Origin of the sequence: Pseudomonas sp. JR33AA, assembly GCF_021378985.1 — a bacterium.
Taxonomy (GTDB): domain Bacteria; phylum Pseudomonadota; class Gammaproteobacteria; order Pseudomonadales; family Pseudomonadaceae; genus Aquipseudomonas; species Aquipseudomonas alloputida.
In genome coordinates, this window is the sequence record NZ_JAJSAW010000003.1 from 261,980 (window position 1) to 283,164 (window position 21,185).

Genomic DNA, 21,185 nt, shown 5'->3' on the forward strand with positions numbered 1-21,185 from the left:
AGCATGTGTCGCCCAACGTTGTGATGTGCTTCCTGCTGTATCCCTACCCGCGCCAGATACACTGCAATACAAACTCCCGCAGGCAAGGGCGAACGCGCTCGGTACACTGCGCCCATCCCCCTTTGCACAGGAACCCAGCACATGGAACACGTCGATCACATCCTGATCGTCGACGACGACCGCGAGATCCGCGAACTGGTCGGCAATTACCTGAAGAAAAACGGCCTGCGCACCAGCATCGTTGCCGACGGCCGGCAGATGCGCGCCTTTCTCGAAGCCAACAGCGTCGACCTGATCGTGCTCGACATCATGATGCCTGGCGACGATGGCCTGCTGTTGTGCCGCGAGCTGCGCGCCGGCAAGCACCGCAACACGCCGGTGCTGATGCTGACCGCCCGCAATGACGAAACCGACCGCATCATCGGCCTGGAAATGGGCGCCGACGATTACCTGACCAAACCGTTCTCGGCCCGCGAACTGCTCGCCCGCATCAACGCCGTGCTGCGCCGCACACGCATGCTGCCGCCCAACCTGACCATCAGTGAAAGCAGCCGCCTGCTGGGTTTCGGCCAATGGCGGCTGGACACCACCGCGCGCCACCTGCTCGACAGCGAAGGAACACTGGTGGCCCTGAGCGGCGGCGAGTACCGCCTGCTACGGGTATTTCTCGACCACCCACAGCGGGTGCTCAGCCGCGAACAGCTGCTTAACCTGACCCAGGGCCGTGAAGCCGACATCTTCGACCGCTCCATCGACTTGCTGGTCAGCCGCCTGCGCCAGCGCCTGGGTGACGATGCCCGCGAGCCCAGCTGCATCAAGACTGTGCGCAGCGAGGGCTACGTGTTTTCGCTGCCGGTGCAATTGCTCGAGACCCCCTCATGAAATGGCCGCGCACCCTGGCCTCGCGTCTGGCAATGATCTTCTTCACCGGCCTGGTGTTGGCTTATGGTCTGTCGTTCGGCCTGCAGGCCTACGAGCGCTATATCAGCAGCCGCTCGATGATGCTCAGCAACCTTGAACAGGACGTGGCGACCTCGGTTGCCATCCTTGATCGCCTGCCTGCAGCCGAACGTGCTGCCTGGCTGCCACGCCTGGAACGGCGCACCTACCGCTATCGCCTCGACCAGGGTCTGGCAGGCGAAGCGATGCCCAGCAGTGACCCACCGATGGCCGCCGCGTCGATCGTCAAGGCCATTGGCAGCGACTACCGCCTGACCTTCCTGGAAATTCCGGGGCCCAATGCGCACTTCCAGGCGCACCTGAACCTGGCCGACGGCGCGCCCCTGACCATCGACGTGACACCCGCACCGGTCCCGGTAGCCCGTTGGTTGCCTGTGGTGCTGCTGATTCAGCTGGCGGTGCTGTTGCTGTGTACCTGGCTGGCGGTACGCCTGGCCATCGGCCCGCTAACCCGTCTGGCCCAGGCAGTGGACAACCTCGACCCGGACCAGCCGGGCGTGCAACTGGATGAAAGCGGCCCACGCGAGGTGCGTTACGCTGCCGTGGCCTTTAACGCCCTGCAGGCGCGCATTGCTGCCCACCTGAAGGAACGCATGCAGTTGCTGGCCGCCATTTCCCACGACCTGCAAACACCGATCACGCGCATGAAGTTGCGGGTCGAAGTGATGGATGAGGGGATCGAAAGGGACAAGTTCGGAAGCGACCTGGATGAAATGGAACACCTGGTCCGCGAAGGCGTGGCTTATGCCCGCAGCATGGACAGCAGCACCGAGGCGACATGCCGGGTCAACCTTGATGCCTTTCTCGACAGCCTGGTATTCGACTACCAGGACAGCGGCGCCCAGGTCGAACGCCACGGCAGCAGCGGTACCCTGCTGGAAACCCGCCCGCATGCGCTGCGCCGGGTACTGGTGAACCTGGTCGACAACGCCCTGAAGTTTGCAGGTGCTGCCGAACTGCAAGTGTCCCGCGAGGGCGGTTCCACCATCATCCGCGTGCTCGACAACGGACCAGGGATTCCCGGTGACGAACTGGATGAAGTACTCAAGCCGTTCTACCGGGTGGAAGGTTCACGCAATCGCAGCACGGGTGGCACCGGCTTGGGGTTGGCCATTGCCCACCAGCTGATCCAGGCCATGGGGGGCCGGCTGACCCTGAGCAATCGCGTACAGGGCGGATTGTGCGCGCAGATCGAACTCACCTGAAGTGCATCTGCGATCGTTGGCAGGAACGGCCTTGTTTCTCGACCGGGCCGTTCCTGTAACAAGCGAGGTCGCCTGTACAAACAGATACACAACTGCATCCCCCTGACACACTGCAGATACCCCGCCTCGAGACACTCCCGGTCACACAACCACACCCCGGGAGTCCCTGATGAAAGCCCTCACCTTGCCCTCTGGCTGGAAGCTGTTCGCCGCCCTCGCCGGCCTGACCTTGGCGATGACCGCCGTCGTTCTGGCCAGCCAACCTGATCCGGACGGCCTACGCAGTGCCATTCGCGCCACTGCACGCAGCTCGTTCGCACTGTTTCTGCTGGCGTTCCTGGCCTCGTCACTGGTGACCTTGCTGCCTGGCACAGCAAGCCGCCGCATCCTTCAGGAGCGACGCTACCTGGGGTTGGCATTCGCGTTCTCCCACACCGTGCACGGCGTACTGATTTATCGCTACGCCCAGCAATTCCCCGAGCTGTTCTGGGCCGGCCGCACGTTTACTTCCAGCCTGCCCGGCACAGTCGGCTACCTGTTCTTGCTGCTGCTCACCGCCACCTCGTTCAAGGCCCCCATGCGAATGTTGGGCGGCCGTGCCTGGCAAGCGCTGCACAGCAGCGGCATGTGGGTACTGGCTGCCGTGTTCTGCCTGTCGTTCTACAAACGCATCCCCATGGGGGGGTGGTACCCGCTGGCGTTTGCCCTGATGTTCAGTGCCATCGCCTTAAAGCTCACCGCCAAAGTGGCCCGTAAACAACGTCGCATCGCCCGCGCCCTTGCCTGAGAGAGAACCGCAGATGACAACCTTGACCCGTACCCTGACCACCGTTGATCGCCTCGGCAGCTGGAGCGCCGACTTGCCATTACGGGTATTTCTGGCCTGGGAGTTTTTCGAATCCGGCCTGGAGAAATTCAACGGCAGCAACTGGTTCGCCGACCTGCAGTCCAGCTTCCCGTTCCCCTTCAACCTGTTGCCCGCGGAGCTGAACTGGCAGCTGTCGATGTGGGCCGAGTTGGTACTGCCGTTGCTGCTGCTGTTGGGCCTGGGTACCCGGCTGGCATCATTGGGTTTGATGGTGGTGACCGTTGTGGCGATAGCGGCAGTGCACTGGCCGGCGCACTGGTCGGGCCTGGCTGAGCTGGCCCAAGGCTATACCATTACCGACCAGGGCTTCGGCAATTACAAGTTGCCGCTGATCTACCTGGTGGCGTTGCTACCCCTGCTGCTCAAGGGCGCCGGGCGCCTTAGCCTCGATCATTGGCTTGGCATGCGGTTCGGCAGATGAGGGTCGGGGGCTGCTGCGCAGCCCCCAATGCCTTCAAACGGTTCCGACAATGACGCCCTGCTCGCGCAAGGCCTCCAACAATGCCAACCCTTGCTGCACATCCCCGCCCAATGCCTGCAACCGCGCTCTTCCAGTCCCCTGCTCCACCAGCAACCGATACGCCATAGGTGCCAACCGGGCAAAGCGCACCTGGAACCGGGCATCGCGATAAACCAGCAGCAAGGTCGGCGAGGCTGGGGCAGCCGTTGGCTGGTAGTCCACGCCAATGCTCTCCACCGGCCAACGATAGGCCAGCACCCGCGCCACAGAAGACAACAACGGTTCTCCCGCCAGCAGGTCACCACCTGGGTCATGCGCCGGGTCCTCGGCATCGCTCAGGTACAGTTGCGCCTCGACCCACTCATAGTGCGCCAGCTCCAACTGCCAAGGGGTGTCCAGCGCCACACGTTGCAAGTAGTCGACGAACGTTTCGGCAATTTCGGTAAACAACGGCGTCTGGCAACGGTAACTGGCGTAGAAATCACGTACTCGGGCATGCCAGCGCTGCGCGCCCAACGCCTGGCGCATGACCGGGAAGCTGCCAGCCAGCAACCCTTCGATGGCACCATAGAACAATTCACGGTACACCTTCAGGCGCCGGGCCTCGACGCCGGGCGGCGGGGCATGGCGCTGCGGGTCGCGCAGGTGACGGGCCAGGGCATACTGCTGCGCTCGCAGGGTCTCATTCATCTGCTTGCCCTCCAGCAGCGCATTGCACAGCACGCATACGCGCCGTCTCGGCCAACAGTTCGGCCAAGGGCGGGTAGTTGAAATCACGTTCAAGCACCGTCGGCCTTACGCCAAAGCGCACGCAAGCGCTGGCGTACAGCGTCCAGACATCCTCCTTCACAGCGGCCCCGTGGGTATCCACTTTGAGGTCCGGCGCTTCATCGTAATGCCCGGCAACGTGCATCCCGGTGACTCGTGCCTGGGGCAAGCCTGCAAGAAATTGCTGGGCGTCGTAGCCATGGTTGCAGGCGTTGACGTAGACATTGTTGACGTCCAGCAGCAAGTCACAATCTGCTTCTTCGAGCACCGCCTGGATGAAGTCGAGTTCGCTCATTGCCTGATATGGCGCGGCGTAGTAGCTGATGTTCTCCACGGCAATGCGCCGCTCCAGCTGCTCCTGCGCCTGGCGTATGCGCGCGGCCACATGGCGTACGGCTTCATCGGTGAACGGGATGGGCATCAGGTCGTACAGATGCCCGTCATCACTGCAGTAGCTCAGGTGTTCGCTGTACAGTCGCACTTGGTATCGGTCGAGAAACTGCCGGGTCTGCTCAAGAAAGTGGCGGTCCAGCGGCGCACTGCCACCCAGCGACAAAGACAACCCATGACAGGTGATAGCAAAGCGCTCCGCCAACTGGGCCAAGCCCTTGCCGTAAGCGCCGCCCACGGCAATCCAGTTTTCCGGCGCACACTCCAGAAAATCCACTGCACCCGCCTCCATGGCCAACAGTTCCGGCAACAGGCCGCGACGCAAGCCTAGGCCGATGTTCAACATCGCAGGAAACATAAAAGTTCTCCAACAGGCACAACGCCCCACCTGGCCAGCAGGAGGAGCGTCGTGGCGTTTCATGGGGTAGAAAGTCAGGGCTTGCCGGTCAGGTGGCTGAACAAACCATCCGGCATGGCTTTGCCATTGGCCTGATATATCGCCTTGAGGTGATCCGCCGCTTCCTGCTCGGAGATGAAACCGTCATGGTTGCGGTCGATCGTGTCGAAATCACGGGCACGGTCCTTGGCCACCGCCAGAAACTCATCGCGCGAGACCTTGCCATCGTGATTGCTGTCGGTTTTGGCGAACGAGGCGTCACCACACTTGCCTTCACCACACTTGCCCTCAGCCCCGGCCTTGGCGCCGGCGCCGCATTTACCCTCACCGCACTTGCCTTCGCTTTGGGAAGCCTTGCCGCTCCCGCCGCACTTGCCTTCACCACATTTGCCCTCCCCGGCCACTTTGGCCGAGGCCAGTTGGTAACCTTGAGCCAGCGGCTCGACGGCGAACGCACTGCTGCTCAATGCCATGCTGCCGATCAGGGCGGCGCCGAGCAGGCCGAGGGTGTTTTTTGCTTGAGTCATGATGCAGCTCCACTGGGTTGGAAAGTGGAACCATTAGGCCGTTGCGGCTTGTCGTGGATGTATCGTGCCAGGCGCACTTTTGTATGGCAGTAGGTCTGTAGCACTGGCAGATACAGTGCGATACACACCACCCGGCAACGGGCCCCAAGGTGCCTTGGGGCCATGAGGCGTGATCAGTCTTCCAGCGGTTTGGGCGGGGCCGCTGGCTTGGCGGGCTTGGCCGGTTTGCTGTCCTTGTCCTTGGCTTGCGGGGCCGCCGCTACAGGCTCGGGCGCCGCCACCGCCTTTTCGCTGGCAGGCAGTTCATCGACCGCCTTGAGGATCACCTGTGGGTCGATGGCCGCGCCGGTGTCGTCATCCTTGAGCATGTGCCGCTCACCGTCCTTGCCCACCAGAATCACCTTGGTACCCTTGCTCGCACCCAGCTTCAGTTCGCGAATCAGGGCCATTGTGGTCTGCTGCTCGAGGTTCTTGTCCTCTCGCTTGCCCATCATGTTGGCGACGCTGTACATAACAAGGTTGCGCTCCTTGAACGCTGCCTGGGTGGCCGGGTCCTCGAGCGCCTTGTTCAGCCCTCGCAACGTCGGGTCGGCACTGCTGGGAGCAATAACCACCAATGGTCTGGCCTTGCCCAGTTCCTTGGCCAGAGGCGCATCACTGTCTGCGGCAAACAGGGGGCCGGCAACAGCAAGCAAGGTTGCGAGGGTCAGTGACCGGACGAGCATGCGTATCTCCTTATTGTCTCGATATACCAATGACTACAGATCACGGAGAAAAATCCGACAGGGAGCCTAAACCACTTCATTCCAGAACGGGGGGTGCAAAAGTAACTGTCGATGTCCGAGCCACCTGAAGCCAAGACTACGGCGCTGCTGCAAACCACTGTCAGCACGTTTGAGCATAGCCCAAAGCCGCTTTGGCAGGGCCAGGCAGCCCTTGACCTGAGCGCACGTCAACGCACATCGATAGAGGGCCCCTCGGGTCCGACTTCCATCGCGTGAATCGTCATATCCAGCATCAGCCCTCTGCGTGCAGCGCGCTGAGCATCACGAATGGCATCCGCCTGGTCGATCCTGGCCCCTTCGGTCAGCGCGTCGTCGTCAAGCACCGTTTCAAGCTGCCTTCTGAACGGCAGATCGACCGCAGCGAATCGCTCAGGGTGGGAACGCTCCAGGTGCGCCTGCCAGAATTCACGGTCGACCATGGAGCGGGCAATCTCTTCCGGCGTTTCTGCATCCCGCACCGCAGCCTCTGCTTCTGCAAGGTCCGCATCCAGGACGCCTGAGATCGCAAGAAAGCTCATTTCTCCCACCTGCAGTGGCAAGTCGAGACGCGTCCTCAGCCCGATCCTGAATGCCAACCCCACCTCGCTTCCTTCCAGCGTCCTGCCATGCTGGAGCGCCCATCGGGTAGCGAACATGTCGACTGCATCCTGGCGCCATAAACGTCTGCCCAGGTCCAGCAACGCGCGTTCGCTTTCTCCCTGCGCCGCGTGCTCAACCTGCCAAACCAGCAAATTCAGTTCAAGGTTGCTCAAGCACCAGGTTGCACCATCCTGGCAACCCCACTCATCATTGGCCACTGACAGCAAGTTCTGCCGCAGCTCTGGCGTAATGGCCATCGCTTGCAATACCGCCATTACCCGATTGCCCAGTGCACGCGCATTGACACGAAAGTCCTCGGACAGCAACAACTGGCGAAGCACACGGAAAAAACGCTCGGCGTCCTGCCCTTCATCCAGTGAGTCCCAGGCAGCCAACATCAAGCCGCGATGCTCCGGGGCCACGGCATCGCCCCATACTTCACGCGCGTGCTGCAGCCGCAGAAGCACTTGTTCCTCGTCGAGGGCAGGATCGTCGCTATTCAACGCAGCCTGCAAGCGTAACGTCTGGGGCTCGCCCAAGGGGTTCGCATTCAAGCGGAACCGCCGCCGATGCCACACAGGCAACTGGTAGAAACCCTCTGGAATGTGCCTGATCCGGTTATCCCGCAAGTCAACGGATACCAACTGAGGGTTGTCGAACACGCCCAGTGGAAACTGCGAGATCTGGGTGTCGCGCAAGTTCAGCCAACGCAATTCAGGCAAGCCGGCCAAAGTGAACCGGCTCCCCAGGGGGTTGTGGGACAGGTCGAGAGACTGCAGGCTCGTGCAACTGGCCAGTGTGGCGGTTTGTGTCATGTTCAGGACGATCCGGTTGTTGGTCAGGCTCAGATGCCGCAGCTGCGCTATTTGTAGCAACGGCAGCGGAAGGCGCGTCAACAGGTTCCCTCCCAGATCGAGGGTTTGCAGGTTAGGGAATGCCAGCAATAGGCGGCTGGGCACCTCCAGAAGGTCAAGGTGCAGCAGCGACAGGCTGGTCACACCTCTGAAGCTGACCTGTGGGGGTATGTCGGGCAAGCCGCTCGATCTGAAATTGCAGAACATGACGTGGAGGTTTTCCTGTGCATGGATTTGCAGCTCTCCCACGCCCACCGACCGCCGCCAGCAATTGAACAACGTCTGGCGTAAAGCCTCGCGATCTTCCCTGACATCGCCCTGCCCTCGTGCCACCCAGTTATTCAGTGTGATGCGAAGCACCGCGAACTCGTTGCGAAGGTCGGCCAATACTTCTTCTATCTGACGCCCTGAACGCCTGGCTTCATCGGCGAAGGTCTCGACCTGCTCATCACTCAACCACGGAAAGAGGTCGCGCAGCGTTGCCCTCAGCGCACTCCCCCTTGATGCAAAACCACCGACTCCGCTACCACCCAGTGGGTAGCCGATCCGTCCATCGGCCAAGCGCATGGGCCCTCGGACAGCACCTGGGCGTACCGCGCCAAGCAAACGACTGATCTCATCCCGATTGCGTGCCGCTTCGCGCGCCAGTATCACCCTGAGGTTGTGCGCGAATGGATCGCCGATACCCATCGCCTCCCTTTGTGCTTCGGTATAGGCCGGCGCCATGACGTCGAACAACTCACCTGCCTCACCCAGCGCCGTGCCCTGGCTGCCATACAGTTGAAAGGTACCGTTCACGTGCACCAGATCGAACGCCCGTTGCCCTTGCTCGGTCTTCGCCAGCACCGGCCCACCCAGGCAACCTTCGTACAGACGCCAGCACACACCTTGTTCGCCACCGGGTACATACCGCAGCAGGCCCAAGGCCACCCGCGCTAGGTCTGCATGCTGCGGCGTATCAAGGTAGAACGCTTCAAATACCCGAGCCTGGCGAGTAGCCAGCAAACTGCCCCTTGCCGCCTCGGCCAGCCCCAGTGCCACCCTTGCGCTGGACAGCAGCCGCATACGATCAACGCTGCTGGCGGCCTGTACCAATGTTTGCGCAGTGCGCACGCTCAGCCCCGGGAAGACCCGGCGCAGCGCCGCGCTGCCAGGGGTGTCGCTGGGCTGCAAGGCTTCGAACAGGTGCTGCAGCAGTGTTCGGCGCTGCGTCCACGCCAATGCGGCCAGCGCCTGATCTGTCAGGCCACTCGCGCCTGGCAAGCGCCGAGCGTGATCGAGCACGGTTGCATCTTCTACCGGCTCGCCGCTGCGCAAACGGCCAATCATGCTGCGGATGCGTTGATCAAGCCTGACCCGCTCCACACTGTCGAACATCCCGGGGCTCGGTGCCTGGGCGTGTACATGCAAGCCACGCAGGTCATCGCCATCTAGGCCATGGAACAGCAGAACCTGATCGATCTGTTCGTCATTCAGCCCATGGAAGGGTTCACCCAAACGCCGGAACATGCGGTATTTGTCGGTCCACCGAGCCGGTTGCTCGCTCCACAAACGCCAGGCACCTGCGCCATTGTGGCGCAGCAACGGCCCGTGGCCGTCGACCGGATGCAACTGCCATTGATCATCACCCGCCTCTGCCACACGATAGTGATGCCCGTCCATTTCGATCCAGGCCCGCCCGTCCTGACGCCGAATACCCAAGGCATCCCGGCTCGAGGCCGCAACGGGGGTCTGGCTTTGAAACAGGGTCAAGTCGTGTTGCCAGAGTTTCTCCGTGCCGTCCTCCAGCCGAGCCGGCACCATGGCATCGACCTTCGCAGAGCGTGCCCAAACCCGTCGAGCCACAGCCACCCCGGCGACCGTGGTCGCCAGCACGGCAAGGTCTGTCGCCACGTGGGTCAAATGGTCGAGCGCCTCCTGACGATCGCCTTCCTGCCAGGCCTCGACGCCATGGTAGACCTCACCCAGTAGTTCGCAGGCTGTCACGGCCAGCAGCGCCAGGCCAACTCCAGGCACAAAGAAACTGGCCAGGTTGAGCAGCGCCCATCCTTCGGCTTCAAGGCGCAGGTCATGCTGGCGCTGAACCTCACGATCCAGTCTGGCCACAGGGACCGCGATCATCGCCGCATCGTCCTTGATCTGGTGGATACGTGCCTGTGCCAGGCTCATGAACATAGGCTGCGGGTAAGCCTGCAAGCGCGGTTCGAGATCGCGAAAAGCCCAGATCGGCAGGCCATCGAAGCGCTCCGCGACCTGGGCGAAAAAAGCCTGGCTGTCACGCCGTAGCACGAAGCGGCTGAAAAACCGCTGGTAGGCCTTGTCTCGCAAGCGACGGCCCAGCTCACGGTTCAGTTTGTCGATGCTCTCGAACGCGCGCCAGGGCGAAAAAGGGTCTCCAGGCACGTAAAGAAACACCCGACGCGTCGAGTTGAACAGTACGCCCTGCTCAACCACCACGAACACGGTCACCTGCTCAATCTGACAACCCAGCAATTTCAGTTGCCTGGCCTGCACAAGGTCGCCCGCCAAGCGCGGCAGCTTCCCCTTCTCGCACACGGCCACCATCAAATTGAGTTCGCTGGCATCCAGCGTACCCTCCTGCCTGGCTTTGTAGGCGTCCACAAGCATGGTGTAGCGCATGGCATCTACAAGCTGTGACACCAGGCGCTCGGCACTGCCCGCAGGTGTGAGGATGGCATCCAGATGACGTTGATAGCGCTCACCCAGGTCCAGCTCACGACACAGTGCGGCAAACTCGATGCTCGTAGGGGGGGGGACCGTGCCGTGGCGTGGAAGCAGCAGGCGGTTACCGCGCGGCTGGCCACCTTCCTGCGCCTGCGCAGCCGTGAAGTTGCGCAGTGCCACTTCGAGCAGTGGCTTTTCTTCGTAGACCACGGCAGTCAGGTGCGCACCTACCGGCTGACTGTTGATCACCGCTTCCCGGCGGCCCTCCAGAAACCTGAGCGCGTACGGGTTACGGCCAAGCCCGTAACGCTCGTCGAGGGCCTTTCCCAGGGCTGATGCGACGAAACTGTCGAGGCCCTCGATACCTCGCAGCACCGCGTTCACTTGCTCACAGCAGCGAAGGCTGTTTGCCAATGCCTTGCCGATCTCAGGCAGTTGCTCAGCAGGTGCATCACGCAACCAGGGTGGCAGGCGCCTGCCGATGATGCCGTCCTGGAAAGCATCGATGGCGGCCTGCGCATCTGAAGGCACAGTGGTGTGCATGGCGGGGGACCTCTTTTTATGAAAAGAAGCCAGACTAAGGGGCCTGCTCCCTGCCAGGCGCTATATAGCTAATGCCTGCGGCCAGACAACCGCCCACCCGCTAGCTGAGCAGATGCTGTACCGTATTCCGGTCCAGCGCCTCCAGCGTCAACTGCAGCACCACCGCATGCTCGCGTTGCTGATTGCGGATCTGCAACCGTGCAATTTCCTCTTCCCGATTCCCCAGCTCCATCAGCCGTTCCAGTTCAGCGTGCATCGACTGCGGCACCTGCAAGCGAACCGCGGAGGTCTTGCGCAAGTAGTCCTGCCAGAACCACTGGCGTGACAGGTAATCAGCAATGCCCTCCCGAGTCTGTCGCGCCAGGATGTTTTCACGGGCCAGGAGAAGGTCCTGATTACTCAAGGCAGGGATCCCTGCATAAAGCATTTCATCGGGTTGGCCAGGCAAGTCCAGAGACTTGCGCAAGGCGATTCGATAGGCCAAGGCAAATTCGATCGATTCAGCGCCCGCCCCCGCCCGATGAGCATGCTCAGCGGCAATTTGTTCAAGCACTGCCAACCGCCACATCCGGGCACCGAGCTTGAGCAAGGTCCGTTCAGGCCGGGCAGCTTCGCTGTGCCTCGTGCGCCATATCATCACGCGCAGTTCCAGGTCGGCGAAACGCACAGTGGCGTTATCCTCGCAACCGGTCGCCGCTGCGTGCTCGAATAGTTCACGCCTGAGGGCTTCATGTTCAGACATCGCCTGGAGCATGTCGAACACACGGGCCGCGAGCGCGGATGCAGTCGATGAGAATTTGAAGGCGCCCGATTCTGTCAGCATCGACAGGGTATTGAAGAACTCTTCCGATTGTTCCTCGGACTCGACGTGGGCCCACAGTGCAGCCATTTCATCTCGACGTTCGCCTGGTAACGCATCCAGAATGCGCAAGCGGTAAGGCACGCGACTGGCCTCAAGCAAATGCCAGGTTGAAAACCCATCCTGCGCGGCCGCCAGCAGATTGCCGGAAAGCTCGACCCTGCCCGAGCGCCACAGCTGCGATTGATGAAACCCCTCGGGCAATTCAGAAATACGGTTATCGCTGAGGTTAAGGGTGTGCAGTTCTGGCGCGTCCATCAGCCCGTAGGGGCACTCGGGCAACTGGGTGTTCGACAGGTAGAGGGCATTAAGCTCGGTCATTGCCTGGACGGAAAATGCCCTGCGCAACGGGTTGTCCGAAAGGTTCAGGTACACCAGGGACCGGCAATCTGCCAGGACCAACGCCTGGCCTTGGTCGAGCGTGATCTGGTTACCAGACAAGTCGAGTACCTCCAGTTTCTGGGCAAGCATCATAGGCAATGGCAAACGCCTGAGGCGGCAATGGGTGATTTCCAGGTTGCGCAAGTTGGGAAACGCCCGCAGAAACTCGTCCGGAACGTGCTCCACACGCATGGCGCGCAAGACCAGGATCGAAACGTGGGGAAAGCCTACTTGCGCGGGCAGGGCCGGCAGTTGGCGCAAGCGGCTGGTGGTCTGGGCCAGCATGAAACGCCCGTCCTCCAGTGCTGCTTGCCCTTGCAGTTCCGGCACAAGACAGCGCCAGCAGTTGATCAGCCCCTTTCTGAACTCACGCCGGGCGGCCAGTTCTGGTGACAGCAAGGCACTGCGTGCCCACTGGGTCAAGTGCCTTTTGAGCACCCCATATTGCTGCTCCAGCATAGATAACCTGGCCTGCGCGTCACTTGAGGCCAACCAGCGCTCGATCTGTTCGTCGGTAAAGGCCGGATACAGGTCTCGCAACCGGGTCTGAAGCGCCCTTGGCCTGTTTCGCCCTGACGCCCCCCAGAGCCTGCCGCCCGCCATGGGGTAACCAATCCGGCCATCAGCCAGACGTTGCGGTGCGAGAAACGAGCCGCTCGGCTGTTCCAGCCTGAGTAGATTCATCACAGTCTGGTGTTGGTCGAAAGCCAGGTTGGTCAGCGCCTGGCGCAGCGCAGGCACAAAGGGCTGGCCTTGACCGATGGCCGCTTGCGAGGCGTCGTCATAGGCTGCGGCCAAGGTCTCGAACAACTCGCCCGTCTCACCGATATCCGTTTGCGTTCGGGCACGCAGGCGGAACAGCCCATGACGATGAAGCACGTCAAATGTCTCCCCCGATCCCTCGACCGTCAACAACGGCTCGCCAGCATCACCGTCGAACAACCGCCACCCGGGCCCGCCAGCCCCCGGCACATGCACCAGCATATTCAAGACCACACGCGCCAGGTCGAGGTTCTGCGGGGTATCAATGCACAGCGCCTCATACACCCGCGCCATTCGGATTCGCGCAACCTGCAACCTTGCTGCCTCGGCCACCAGCAACGGCACGCGCCCTGTCTCACGTAAAAGCTGCAGGTCATCCTCGCTGGCATCGCGCAACACCTCATCGGCGGCCAAGCGGTGCAGGCTGGCAAAATTCTGTCGTAAGAGGCGGCCAGTGTCCGTGTCGGGATTCTGCTCCTCGTACATCTCCTGTAGCAGTTCTCGTCGCCCGGCCCAAGCCACATCGGCCAACGCTGCTCCGTCCTTGCCGGCCGCCTGTGGAAGGCTCATGACCCGCTGCAGCAGTTGCGGGTCTGCGGGTACACCGCCCTCGCGCAACTGGTTGACCAACGTACCAACCCTGCCAGCGAGCCGCACGCGCGTGACGGTGTCGACCAACGCTGCCTCCGGCGGTCGGCCATACACATGCCAAGCTCGCAGATGCTGATCATCAAGGCCATGGATCGCCAGCGACCGGTCGATCTGCGCATCGTCAAGGTCGCTGAATGGCCCGCCCAGGCGGCGGAACAACTGGCGTGTGTCGCCCCACTCGGCGGGCTGTTCGGACCACAGCCGCCACGCACCAGCCCCATTGTTATGCAGCGGCGGCGCATAGCCCTGATAAGGGAGCAATTGCCACTGTTCATCGTGGTTGTGCCAGGTCACCTCATACCAGTGCCCGTCCATGCTGATCCAGCGGCGCTCGCCCAGGCGGTGCATGCCCTCCATGTCCGGCTCCGCCGTATCTGGCGGGCTTTCGCAGCGATAGGGGCTGAGGTCTGCATTCCACAGTTTTTCCTCACCGTTTTCCAGCTGCGCGGGTACCAGCTTGTCCACCACGCTCCAGGCGCGCCGGGCCGTGGCAACGACGGCAACGGTTGCCCCGACAGCCAGCAGCCCCTTGCCTACATTCAGCAGGTGCGCCAGTGCCGCATTGCGTTCGTTGTCCTGCCAGTCCCCTACAGCCTGGAACGTCTGCTCAAGCAGTTCCCAGGCCATCACCCCCAACAACACCGCGCCGACGCCCGGAACGAAGAACCCTGCAACACCCAACAGGGTCCAGCCTTCAGCACGCAAACGGCGGGCGTGTTCGGCCTGGACCTCGCGATCAAGCAAGGCCACGGGCGGGGCGATGACCGCAGCATCGTCCTTGATCCGCGCAATCCAGTCGTCAGCAAGGTGTTCGAACAATGGCAGGCGATAGGCAAAGGTATGCTCATCGAGGTCCCGGGTTGCCCAGCTGGGCACATCATCGAGCCGCTCACTGAGGGCCGAGAAGAAGCGTTGGCTATCGCGTCGGCGCACGAAGCGGTTGAAGAAACGCCGGTAGTCATCTTCGCGCAGCCGTTTGCCAAGCACTCGGCGGACATAATCTTCCAGGTCGCTGCGCACGCTCCAGGGGCCGTGCGGGTCACCCGGTACATAGACCAGCACGCGCTTGCTGGTGTTGAACAACAGGCCTTCGTCGATCACGTCCAGCACGACGATCTGCTGCAAGCGGCAACCGAACACCGCCAACTGGCGCACGCGAACCGGTGCGCCTTCGAGCTTGCCGAGCGTGTCCTTGACGCAGAGCGCCACCACCCAGCGCAATTGGTCTGCGCTCAATACGCCCTGCGCCCGGGCCTGCAGGGCATCCACCAGCATGCTGTAGCGTTGCCGTTGCGTCAGCAGTCCCCTGACGTCGGGCTGGAGGACCGAATCCAGGTGCGCCTGGTATTTCTGGCCAAGATCCAGCGTTCGACACAGCCTGGCGAAACCCGGTGCAGACAGTTCACTACACCTTGCGCCACGCGCATCGACCAGGCAATTGCCAGGTGGCTGGTCGCGCTGCTGTTCTGCGGTGAAATTGCTCAAAGCGGCTTCGAGCAGAGGGACATCGTAGTAATCGCTGCCGACAACCGGAAGCCGACTGGTTACATAATGGATCGTGGGCGAGGTAAAGGTGTACCACTGGCGAAAGTACAGGCGACCAACGTCGAGGTCGCCGTGGGCACCGAGCGCTTGCTGCAGCAAGGGCTGGGTAAATGCATTCAGGTTGCGTAGCCGCGCCAGTGCTGACGACAAGCCTGCGCGACAGGCCAGCAGTTCAGGCAGCGCCTCGCTCAACAGGGTGAAGTCGGCCACGCTCAGCCGCTTCATCCAGGCCGGCAGCCGCTGTGCGATGTATTGGTCCTGGCAGGCTTGTGCCATGGCAAGGGTATCGACCACAGCCGATGATTGATTGCTAGTGCTCTGCATCTCTGCCTCCGCAACGACATGGAGGACCGAGTCTGAAGACCGTAGCGTCAGGCTGACGTCTAGCTATCTACCACCCGTTCAAAACAGCAGTAACTGATGGTCGGTGAGACGCGCGAAATCATCGCCGACAAAGGGCAGGATGGCGTCGGCCACCGGCATTAGCTGACGGCTGATGTAGTGATCGTAGTCGATCGGTGCCTGCAGGTTTTCCAGCGGCTCAGGCCCGGCGGTGGTGATCACGTAGCTGATCCAGCCCCCTCGCTGGTACTGCAAAGGGCGCTGCAGACGCCGGTTGTAGTCGTCGGCAAGGCGTGCGGCACGCACATGCGGCGGCACGTTGCGCTGGTAATCGGCCAGCGGGCGACGCAAGCGCTTGCGATACACCAGCAGTTCGTCCTGCTCGCCCGCCAACGTTCGCCGCACGTACTCGCGGACATAATCACGGTAGGGCTCACCGCGGAACACACGGCCGTAGAGGTCCTGCTGGAACTGCCGGGCCAGCGGTGACCAGTCGGTGCGCACCGATTCCAGGCCTTTGTAAACCATGTCCTGCGAGCCGTCGGCCCGCTGCACCAGGCCGGCATAGCGCTTTTTGCTGCCTTCATCGGCACCGCGGATGGTAGGCATCAGGAAGCGCCGGTAATGCACCTCGAACTGTAGTTCGAGGGCGCTCTGCAGGTTCATGGTCTCGTGCAGATGGGCTTGCCACCATTGGTTGACCTTTGCCACCAGCTCGCGGCCGATGCGCGCCGCGTCTTCCTCGGCATGTGCGCCCTTGAGCCAGACAAAGGTGGAGTCGGTGTCACCGTAGATCACATCGTAGCCACACGCCTCGATCAGGGACCTGGTCTGGCGCATGATCTGGTGGCCGCGCATGGTGATCGACGACGCCAGGCGCGGGTCGAAGAAACGGCAACCGCTGGAGCCAAGCACTCCGTAGAAGGCATTCATGATGATTTTCAAGGCCTGTGACAGCGGCGCATTGCCCTCGCGCTTGGCCGCTTCCCTACCCTGCCACACCCGTTCGACGATGGCTGGCAGGCAGTGCTGCGTGCGTGAAAAACGCCCACCTCGAAAGCCCTCGACCGAATGTGCGTCGTCAGGCAGACGCAGGCCTTCGATCAGCCCGACCGGGTCGATGAGAAAGGTACGGATGATCGACGGGTACAGGCTTTTGTAGTCCAGCACAAGCACCGAGTCGTAAAGCCCTGGCCGCGAATCCATGACAAAACCGCCGGGGCTGGCTTCGTCCGGGCGGCTGCCAAGGCTGGGCGCGACAAAGCCAAGGCGGTGCATCTGTGGAATGTACAAGTGACAGAACGCGGCTACCGACCCACCGCTGCGGTCCACCGCCAGGCCCGTCACCGAGGCACGTTCGAGCAGGAAGTCAAGCAGCCGGGTATGGGCGAAAATGCGCGTGACCAGTTCGCAGTCCTTCAGGTTGTAGCGCGCCAGGGCCGGTTTGTCTTCGGCGAAGCGGCGATTGATTTCGTCCATGCGCTGGTACGGCGTGTCGATGGCCTTGCCTTCACCCAGCAGGGTCTGGGCCACGTTCTCCAGGCTGAACGAGGCAAAGCTCCAGGTGGCCGAACGCAACGCCTCGATGCCATCGATCAACAGCCGCCCCGGCGCATCGGCGAAGACATGGCCGCCACCGGCATGGCTGCGCAGGGTCATGACCGCACCGTTGCGCCCCAAGGTCAGTGGCACCTGCAACGCCTTGGCGTGCTCATGCAGCAGGCGCAGGTCGAACTGCACCAGGTTCCAGCCAATGATGGCATCGGGGTCATGCCTGGCCATCCACTGGTTGAGCCGGTTGATCAAGGCGGCGCGATCGGCGCAATACTCCAGGTCGAAGTCAAGCCCGGTGGCATCGCCGTTGGCCGGGCCGAGCATGTACACCTGGCGCTGGCCACAGCCCTCCAGCGCGATGCTGTACAGCTCGCCACGCTCGCTGGTCTCGATGTCCAGCGACACCAGGCGCAACGCCGGGCGATAGCCTGGCAGCGGCCTGAGCTGGGCGTCCCGGTAAACGCCCTGCGCATCCGGCTGGCCAGTGAACTGCACCGGCGCCGTGATGAAACGCTCCATGAGGTAACGCTCCGGCGGACGGATATCGGCCTCGAACACGTCAATACCGGCGGTGCGCAGACGCTGCTCCAGTTGCATCAACTGGCGATGCTGGCGGGTATAGAGGCCGAGCATCGGGCGATGCTCGAAGTCCTTCAGGCGCAGCGGCTTGAGCGTCGTCCCTGTTTCGTTGGCCAGCAGCACACGGGCGTGCTCGGCCTGCGCCTGAGGGATGAACGCCACCGACTCCTGCGCAGCCAGCCGCAACAGCCGCGGCCCAGCATCGGTGGCCAGCCAGAACTCCACACAGGTGCCCTCCGGCGTATCGTGCCAGTGCCGGGTCAGGACAAAACCCTGCTGCAACTCCACTGCGTCGACCTCTGGATTGTGGGTAGATGGCGTTATTCTACCTGTGTCGCGCCTGGCATGAGTGTTTTAGCGCCTACCCGCCACAAAACCGCTTCCACGCCCCGCCCAGGCCAGCAGCCAGGCCAAGGCGATCAACACCAGCACCACCACGCCAAACCACGCCACACCTGCCCCAGCCAGCAGTAATCCGCCAATGATCCCGCCCAGGGCAATGGCGCTGTTCCACACCGTCACCAACATCGACTGCGCCACATCCCCCCCCTCGCCTGCTGCGTCGGCGCACGCTGTCTGCAACAGGGTCGGGGCGCCGCCATAGGTCATTCCCCACAAGGCGATGCTCAAGTACACAAGCCACGACGATGCCTGCCCCAATGCGAGCGTGGCCAAGGCAAAACCGGCCAGACTCAGCAACACCAGCTTGCGCAGGTGCCGGTCGACCAGCAGCCCGACCAGGCCGATCCCGGCCAGCGCCGACAGACCAAACACCATCAGCACGGGGCCAATGTCCGCAGCCATGCCTGCCGCCGCCAGCAACGGCACGATATAGGTGTACAGAATGTTATGGCCAAGGATCCAGGTGAGGATCACCAGCAAGACGATCAACACCCCTGGCGTGCGCAATACCTGCATGGCCGCCGGGCGCTTGCCGGCAGCCTGCCCCGGGTAGTCCGGCACGGATCGCAACACCCACACCACCAGCAGCGACGCCACCAACGTGACGACCACGAACGTCGCGCGCCAGCCCAACCCCGCGCCCAGCCAGGTCGCAATCGGCAAGCCGAGCGACAGGGCAATCGGCTGCCCGAGCATGGCCAGCGCCATGGCCCGGCCCTGCAACGGTACCGGCACCATGCGCCGGGCATGGCCAGCGATCAGGCCCCATGCCAGGCCGGCCGCAGCCCCCGTGAAAAAGCGCAGCACCAGGGTCAGGCTGTTGGAGTCCGACATGGCCGTCAGGCCGTTGAACAGCACGAAGCCGATGATCGCCAGCAACAGCGCCCGGCGCCGATACCAGCCTTGGGTCAACGTCACCAACGGGATGGCAGTCAGCAACGAGCCCAAGGCATACGCCGTGACCCATTGCCCAGCCATGGCCTGGCTGATGTGCATGCCATCGGCGATCTGGTCGAGCAAACCCGCCGGCAGGGTTTCGCTGAGGATGGCGATGAAACCGGTCATGGCCAGCGCCAGCAGTCCGCCAACGGGCAGACGTTCGTTGCTGGCGGCCAGCAACGGTGCGGAAGATGTCTGGGACATTGCAAATGCCTTGAGTGGGAAACGAGGCGAACAGTCTGCAAGACAAGGCCATTGCGGAAAAAGACGGTTACAATACCGTTCACCCAGGACACCAATGTCCGCAATCAGGAATGAAACATGGACAGCCTCAGCGGCTTCGTGGTCTTCAATCGGGTAGCCGAAACCCGCAGCTTCGTCGCCGCCGGTCAGTCATTGGGGATCAGTGCCTCGGCAGTGGGCAAGCGAGTAGCGCGTCTGGAAAGCCGCCTGGGTGTGCGCCTGTTCCACCGCAGCACACGCAGCATCACCCTCACCGCCGAGGGCACGATGTTTCTCGAACGTAGCCGGCGCATCCTCGCTGAAATCGAGGCCACCGAGCAGGAGCTGTCACAAGCCAGCGAAACCCCGCGCGGGCGCCTGCGGGTGAGCATGCCGCAGGTCACCGGGCTGGTGATGCCGGCTCTGGCCGAGTTCATGGCGCTGTACCCACAAGTGGAACTGGACCTGGACTTCTCCGACCGCATGGTGGATATCGTCGGTGAAGGCTTCGATGTGGTGATGCGCGGCGGCCAGCCGGTGGATTCCCGGCTCAGCGCCAAATTCCTGGGGCACTTTCAGCACCGTCTGGTGGCCTCGCCCGAGTACCTGCGCGAACGCGGCACACCCTTGCACCCGCGCGACCTGGCGGCGCATACCTGCCTGCATTATCGCTTCCCCAGCAATGGCAAGCTGGAAACCTGGCCGCTGCGCCAGGAGCACCCCGAGCAAGCCTACGACATCCCCATCTCGATGGTCTGCAACCACGTCGAAACACGCGTCTGCTTTGCCTTGAACCACCGCGGCATTACCTGTCTGCCGGACTTCAACGTGGGTCGTGAACTGGGCAATGGCTCACTGGTCAGCGTACTCGACGACTTCATGGAGCGGCGCGGCAGCTTCTACCTGCTGTGGCCGTCCGGGCGGCAGATGCCGCCAAAGTTGCGGGTATTCATCGACTTCATGCTCGAGCGGGTATTCAACCGTACAGGTAGTTGATGTCCTTGTAGGCCAACGGCGGGACCTGGCCGAGCAGAAAGTCACGCAGCTTGTGCATTTGCCGCGCTTTCGGGCTGGCCTTGAGCCAGGTCATGTAGTAACCGTCGCCGGTCGCAACGGCATGCTTGAACGGTGTGACCAGGCGCCCGGCGGCCAGATCGGTGCTGGCCAGCACCAGATCGACCACTGAAATGCCCAGGCCTTGCTGGGCGGCCGATATGCCTTGGTCGAGGGTGTCGAACACCTGCCCCTGGTCGATGCTGATGTCCAGCGCATCCATTCGCGCCAGCCATCGCCGCCAGTCTCGCCGGTCGGGTGACGGGTGCAGGAACTCGCATCGGCTCAGGTCGGCCAGTTGCGGCTGTACCTGCGTCATGTAATCCGGATGACATACCGGGATCAGCCACTCATCGAACAGTTTGAAACTCTCGATATCGGCGGGAAAACGCCCGCTGGCCAAGAGAATGGCGCAGTCGTAGGGCTCGGAATAGAAGTCCACGCTGTCGATGTCCATCCAAACACTCGATAGCTGCACGCTGCAGTTGTCCTCAACCTTCTTGAACGCATCCAGCGCCCGCAGCAGCCAGCGCACCGTGAGCGTGGACGGCGCCTTCAGGCGCAGGCCGTAGCGATCCTGACGCAGCAGTGCGCAGGCATTTTCGATGATCTTGAAGCCGACCTTCAGCTCTTGGGCCAGCAGGCGGCCATGCTCGGTCAGGCTCAGTTTCGGCCCCCGCCGTTCGAACAGGTCGCAGCCGAACAGGGCTTCGAGGGTCTTGATGTGGTGGCTGACGGCGCCCTGGGTCAGGGCCAGCTCTTCAGCCGCACGGGTGAAAGAGCCATAGCGAGAGGCCACCTCGAAGGCACGCAGCGCGTGCAAGGCCTGAATCCGTTCCGACATGGCGGCGTCCCGAGCATGAGTAAGACTAATA

The 21,185-nt window shown here is 62.4% G+C and carries 14 protein-coding genes; 5 read left to right on the forward strand and 9 right to left on the reverse strand.

Features of this window, described 5'->3' with window-relative positions; translation table 11 throughout:
• Positions 1-141: 141 nt before the first annotated feature.
• The 4 genes from LVS58_RS07435 to LVS58_RS07450 all read left to right on the forward strand — a co-directional run bounded on the left by LVS58_RS07435 (position 142) and on the right by LVS58_RS07450 (position 3,454).
• Positions 142-882 (forward strand): response regulator, encoded by a 741-nt coding sequence (locus tag LVS58_RS07435; RefSeq protein WP_233690504.1) that lies wholly within the window; start codon positions 142-144, stop codon positions 880-882.
• Positions 879-2,165 carry a sensor histidine kinase gene (locus LVS58_RS07440; RefSeq protein WP_233690505.1) on the forward strand — a complete coding sequence of 429 codons (1,287 nt, stop codon included), beginning with the start codon at positions 879-881 and terminating at the stop codon, positions 2,163-2,165. The genes LVS58_RS07435 and LVS58_RS07440 overlap by 4 nt, the downstream gene beginning before the upstream one ends.
• 169 nt (positions 2,166-2,334) lie before the next feature.
• Positions 2,335-2,952: a ferric reductase-like transmembrane domain-containing protein gene (locus LVS58_RS07445; protein ID WP_233690506.1), complete on the forward strand. Its 618-nt coding sequence runs from the start codon at positions 2,335-2,337 to the stop codon at positions 2,950-2,952.
• Positions 2,953-2,965: 13 nt separating this feature from the next.
• Positions 2,966-3,454: an HvfX family Cu-binding RiPP maturation protein gene (locus LVS58_RS07450; protein ID WP_233690507.1), complete on the forward strand. Its 489-nt coding sequence runs from the start codon at positions 2,966-2,968 to the stop codon at positions 3,452-3,454.
• Positions 3,455-3,487: 33 nt separating this feature from the next.
• On the opposite strand, the gene LVS58_RS07455 is transcribed toward LVS58_RS07450, so the two are convergent.
• The 8 genes from LVS58_RS07455 to LVS58_RS07490 all read right to left on the reverse strand — a co-directional run bounded on the left by LVS58_RS07455 (position 3,488) and on the right by LVS58_RS07490 (position 19,239).
• On the reverse strand, positions 3,488-4,183 hold the full coding sequence (locus LVS58_RS07455) for an HvfC family RiPP maturation protein (protein ID WP_233690508.1): 696 nt from the start codon (positions 4,181-4,183) through the stop codon (positions 3,488-3,490).
• Positions 4,176-5,009, reverse strand: a complete 834-nt coding sequence (locus LVS58_RS07460) for an HvfB family MNIO-type RiPP peptide maturase (protein ID WP_233690509.1) — start codon at positions 5,007-5,009, stop codon at positions 4,176-4,178. The genes LVS58_RS07455 and LVS58_RS07460 overlap by 8 nt, the downstream gene beginning before the upstream one ends.
• Before the next feature lie 74 nt (positions 5,010-5,083).
• Entirely contained in the window at positions 5,084-5,575 is a 492-nt protein-coding gene (locus tag LVS58_RS07465) for an HvfA family oxazolone/thioamide-modified RiPP metallophore (RefSeq protein ID WP_233690510.1), read from the reverse strand.
• 173 nt (positions 5,576-5,748) lie between these two features.
• Positions 5,749-6,300, reverse strand: a complete 552-nt coding sequence (locus LVS58_RS07470; protein ID WP_233690511.1) for a DUF4174 domain-containing protein — start codon at positions 6,298-6,300, stop codon at positions 5,749-5,751.
• Positions 6,301-6,527: 227 nt separating this feature from the next.
• On the reverse strand, positions 6,528-11,021 hold the full coding sequence (locus LVS58_RS07475; RefSeq protein WP_233690512.1) for an NEL-type E3 ubiquitin ligase domain-containing protein: 4,494 nt from the start codon (positions 11,019-11,021) through the stop codon (positions 6,528-6,530).
• A 100-nt stretch (positions 11,022-11,121) separates the two neighbouring features.
• Entirely contained in the window at positions 11,122-15,543 is a 4,422-nt protein-coding gene (locus LVS58_RS07480; protein ID WP_233690513.1) for an NEL-type E3 ubiquitin ligase domain-containing protein, read from the reverse strand.
• Between the two features lie 78 nt (positions 15,544-15,621).
• A complete protein-coding gene (locus LVS58_RS07485) occupies positions 15,622-17,982 on the reverse strand; it encodes a DNA polymerase II (protein ID WP_233690514.1) in 2,361 nt (786 codons plus the stop codon).
• A 66-nt stretch (positions 17,983-18,048) separates the two neighbouring features.
• Complete coding sequence (locus LVS58_RS07490; protein WP_233690515.1) at positions 18,049-19,239, reverse strand: MFS transporter; 1,191 nt, start codon at positions 19,237-19,239, stop codon at positions 18,049-18,051.
• 117 nt (positions 19,240-19,356) lie between these two features.
• On the opposite strand from LVS58_RS07490, the gene LVS58_RS07495 reads away from it, so the two are divergent.
• Positions 19,357-20,253: a LysR family transcriptional regulator gene (locus LVS58_RS07495; protein ID WP_233690516.1), complete on the forward strand. Its 897-nt coding sequence runs from the start codon at positions 19,357-19,359 to the stop codon at positions 20,251-20,253.
• On the opposite strand, the gene LVS58_RS07500 is transcribed toward LVS58_RS07495, so the two are convergent.
• Complete coding sequence (locus tag LVS58_RS07500) at positions 20,234-21,154, reverse strand: LysR substrate-binding domain-containing protein (RefSeq protein WP_233690517.1); 921 nt, start codon at positions 21,152-21,154, stop codon at positions 20,234-20,236. The two genes, LVS58_RS07495 and LVS58_RS07500, sit on opposite strands and share 20 nt — an antisense overlap.
• Positions 21,155-21,185: the final 31 nt, after the last annotated feature.

Coding starts and splice junctions, on each gene's coding strand:
- LVS58_RS07435 (WP_233690504.1), top strand. CDS start 142: ATGGAACACGTCGATCACATCCTGATCGTCGACGACGACCGCGAGATC.
- LVS58_RS07440 (WP_233690505.1), top strand. CDS start 879: ATGAAATGGCCGCGCACCCTGGCCTCGCGTCTGGCAATGATCTTCTTC.
- LVS58_RS07445 (WP_233690506.1), top strand. CDS start 2,335: ATGAAAGCCCTCACCTTGCCCTCTGGCTGGAAGCTGTTCGCCGCCCTC.
- LVS58_RS07450 (WP_233690507.1), top strand. CDS start 2,966: ATGACAACCTTGACCCGTACCCTGACCACCGTTGATCGCCTCGGCAGC.
- LVS58_RS07455 (WP_233690508.1), bottom strand. CDS start 4,183: ATGAATGAGACCCTGCGAGCGCAGCAGTATGCCCTGGCCCGTCACCTG.
- LVS58_RS07460 (WP_233690509.1), bottom strand. CDS start 5,009: ATGTTTCCTGCGATGTTGAACATCGGCCTAGGCTTGCGTCGCGGCCTG.
- LVS58_RS07465 (WP_233690510.1), bottom strand. CDS start 5,575: ATGACTCAAGCAAAAAACACCCTCGGCCTGCTCGGCGCCGCCCTGATC.
- LVS58_RS07470 (WP_233690511.1), bottom strand. CDS start 6,300: ATGCTCGTCCGGTCACTGACCCTCGCAACCTTGCTTGCTGTTGCCGGC.
- LVS58_RS07475 (WP_233690512.1), bottom strand. CDS start 11,021: ATGCACACCACTGTGCCTTCAGATGCGCAGGCCGCCATCGATGCTTTC.
- LVS58_RS07480 (WP_233690513.1), bottom strand. CDS start 15,543: ATGCAGAGCACTAGCAATCAATCATCGGCTGTGGTCGATACCCTTGCC.
- LVS58_RS07490 (WP_233690515.1), bottom strand. CDS start 19,239: ATGTCCCAGACATCTTCCGCACCGTTGCTGGCCGCCAGCAACGAACGT.
- LVS58_RS07495 (WP_233690516.1), top strand. CDS start 19,357: ATGGACAGCCTCAGCGGCTTCGTGGTCTTCAATCGGGTAGCCGAAACC.
- LVS58_RS07500 (WP_233690517.1), bottom strand. CDS start 21,154: ATGTCGGAACGGATTCAGGCCTTGCACGCGCTGCGTGCCTTCGAGGTG.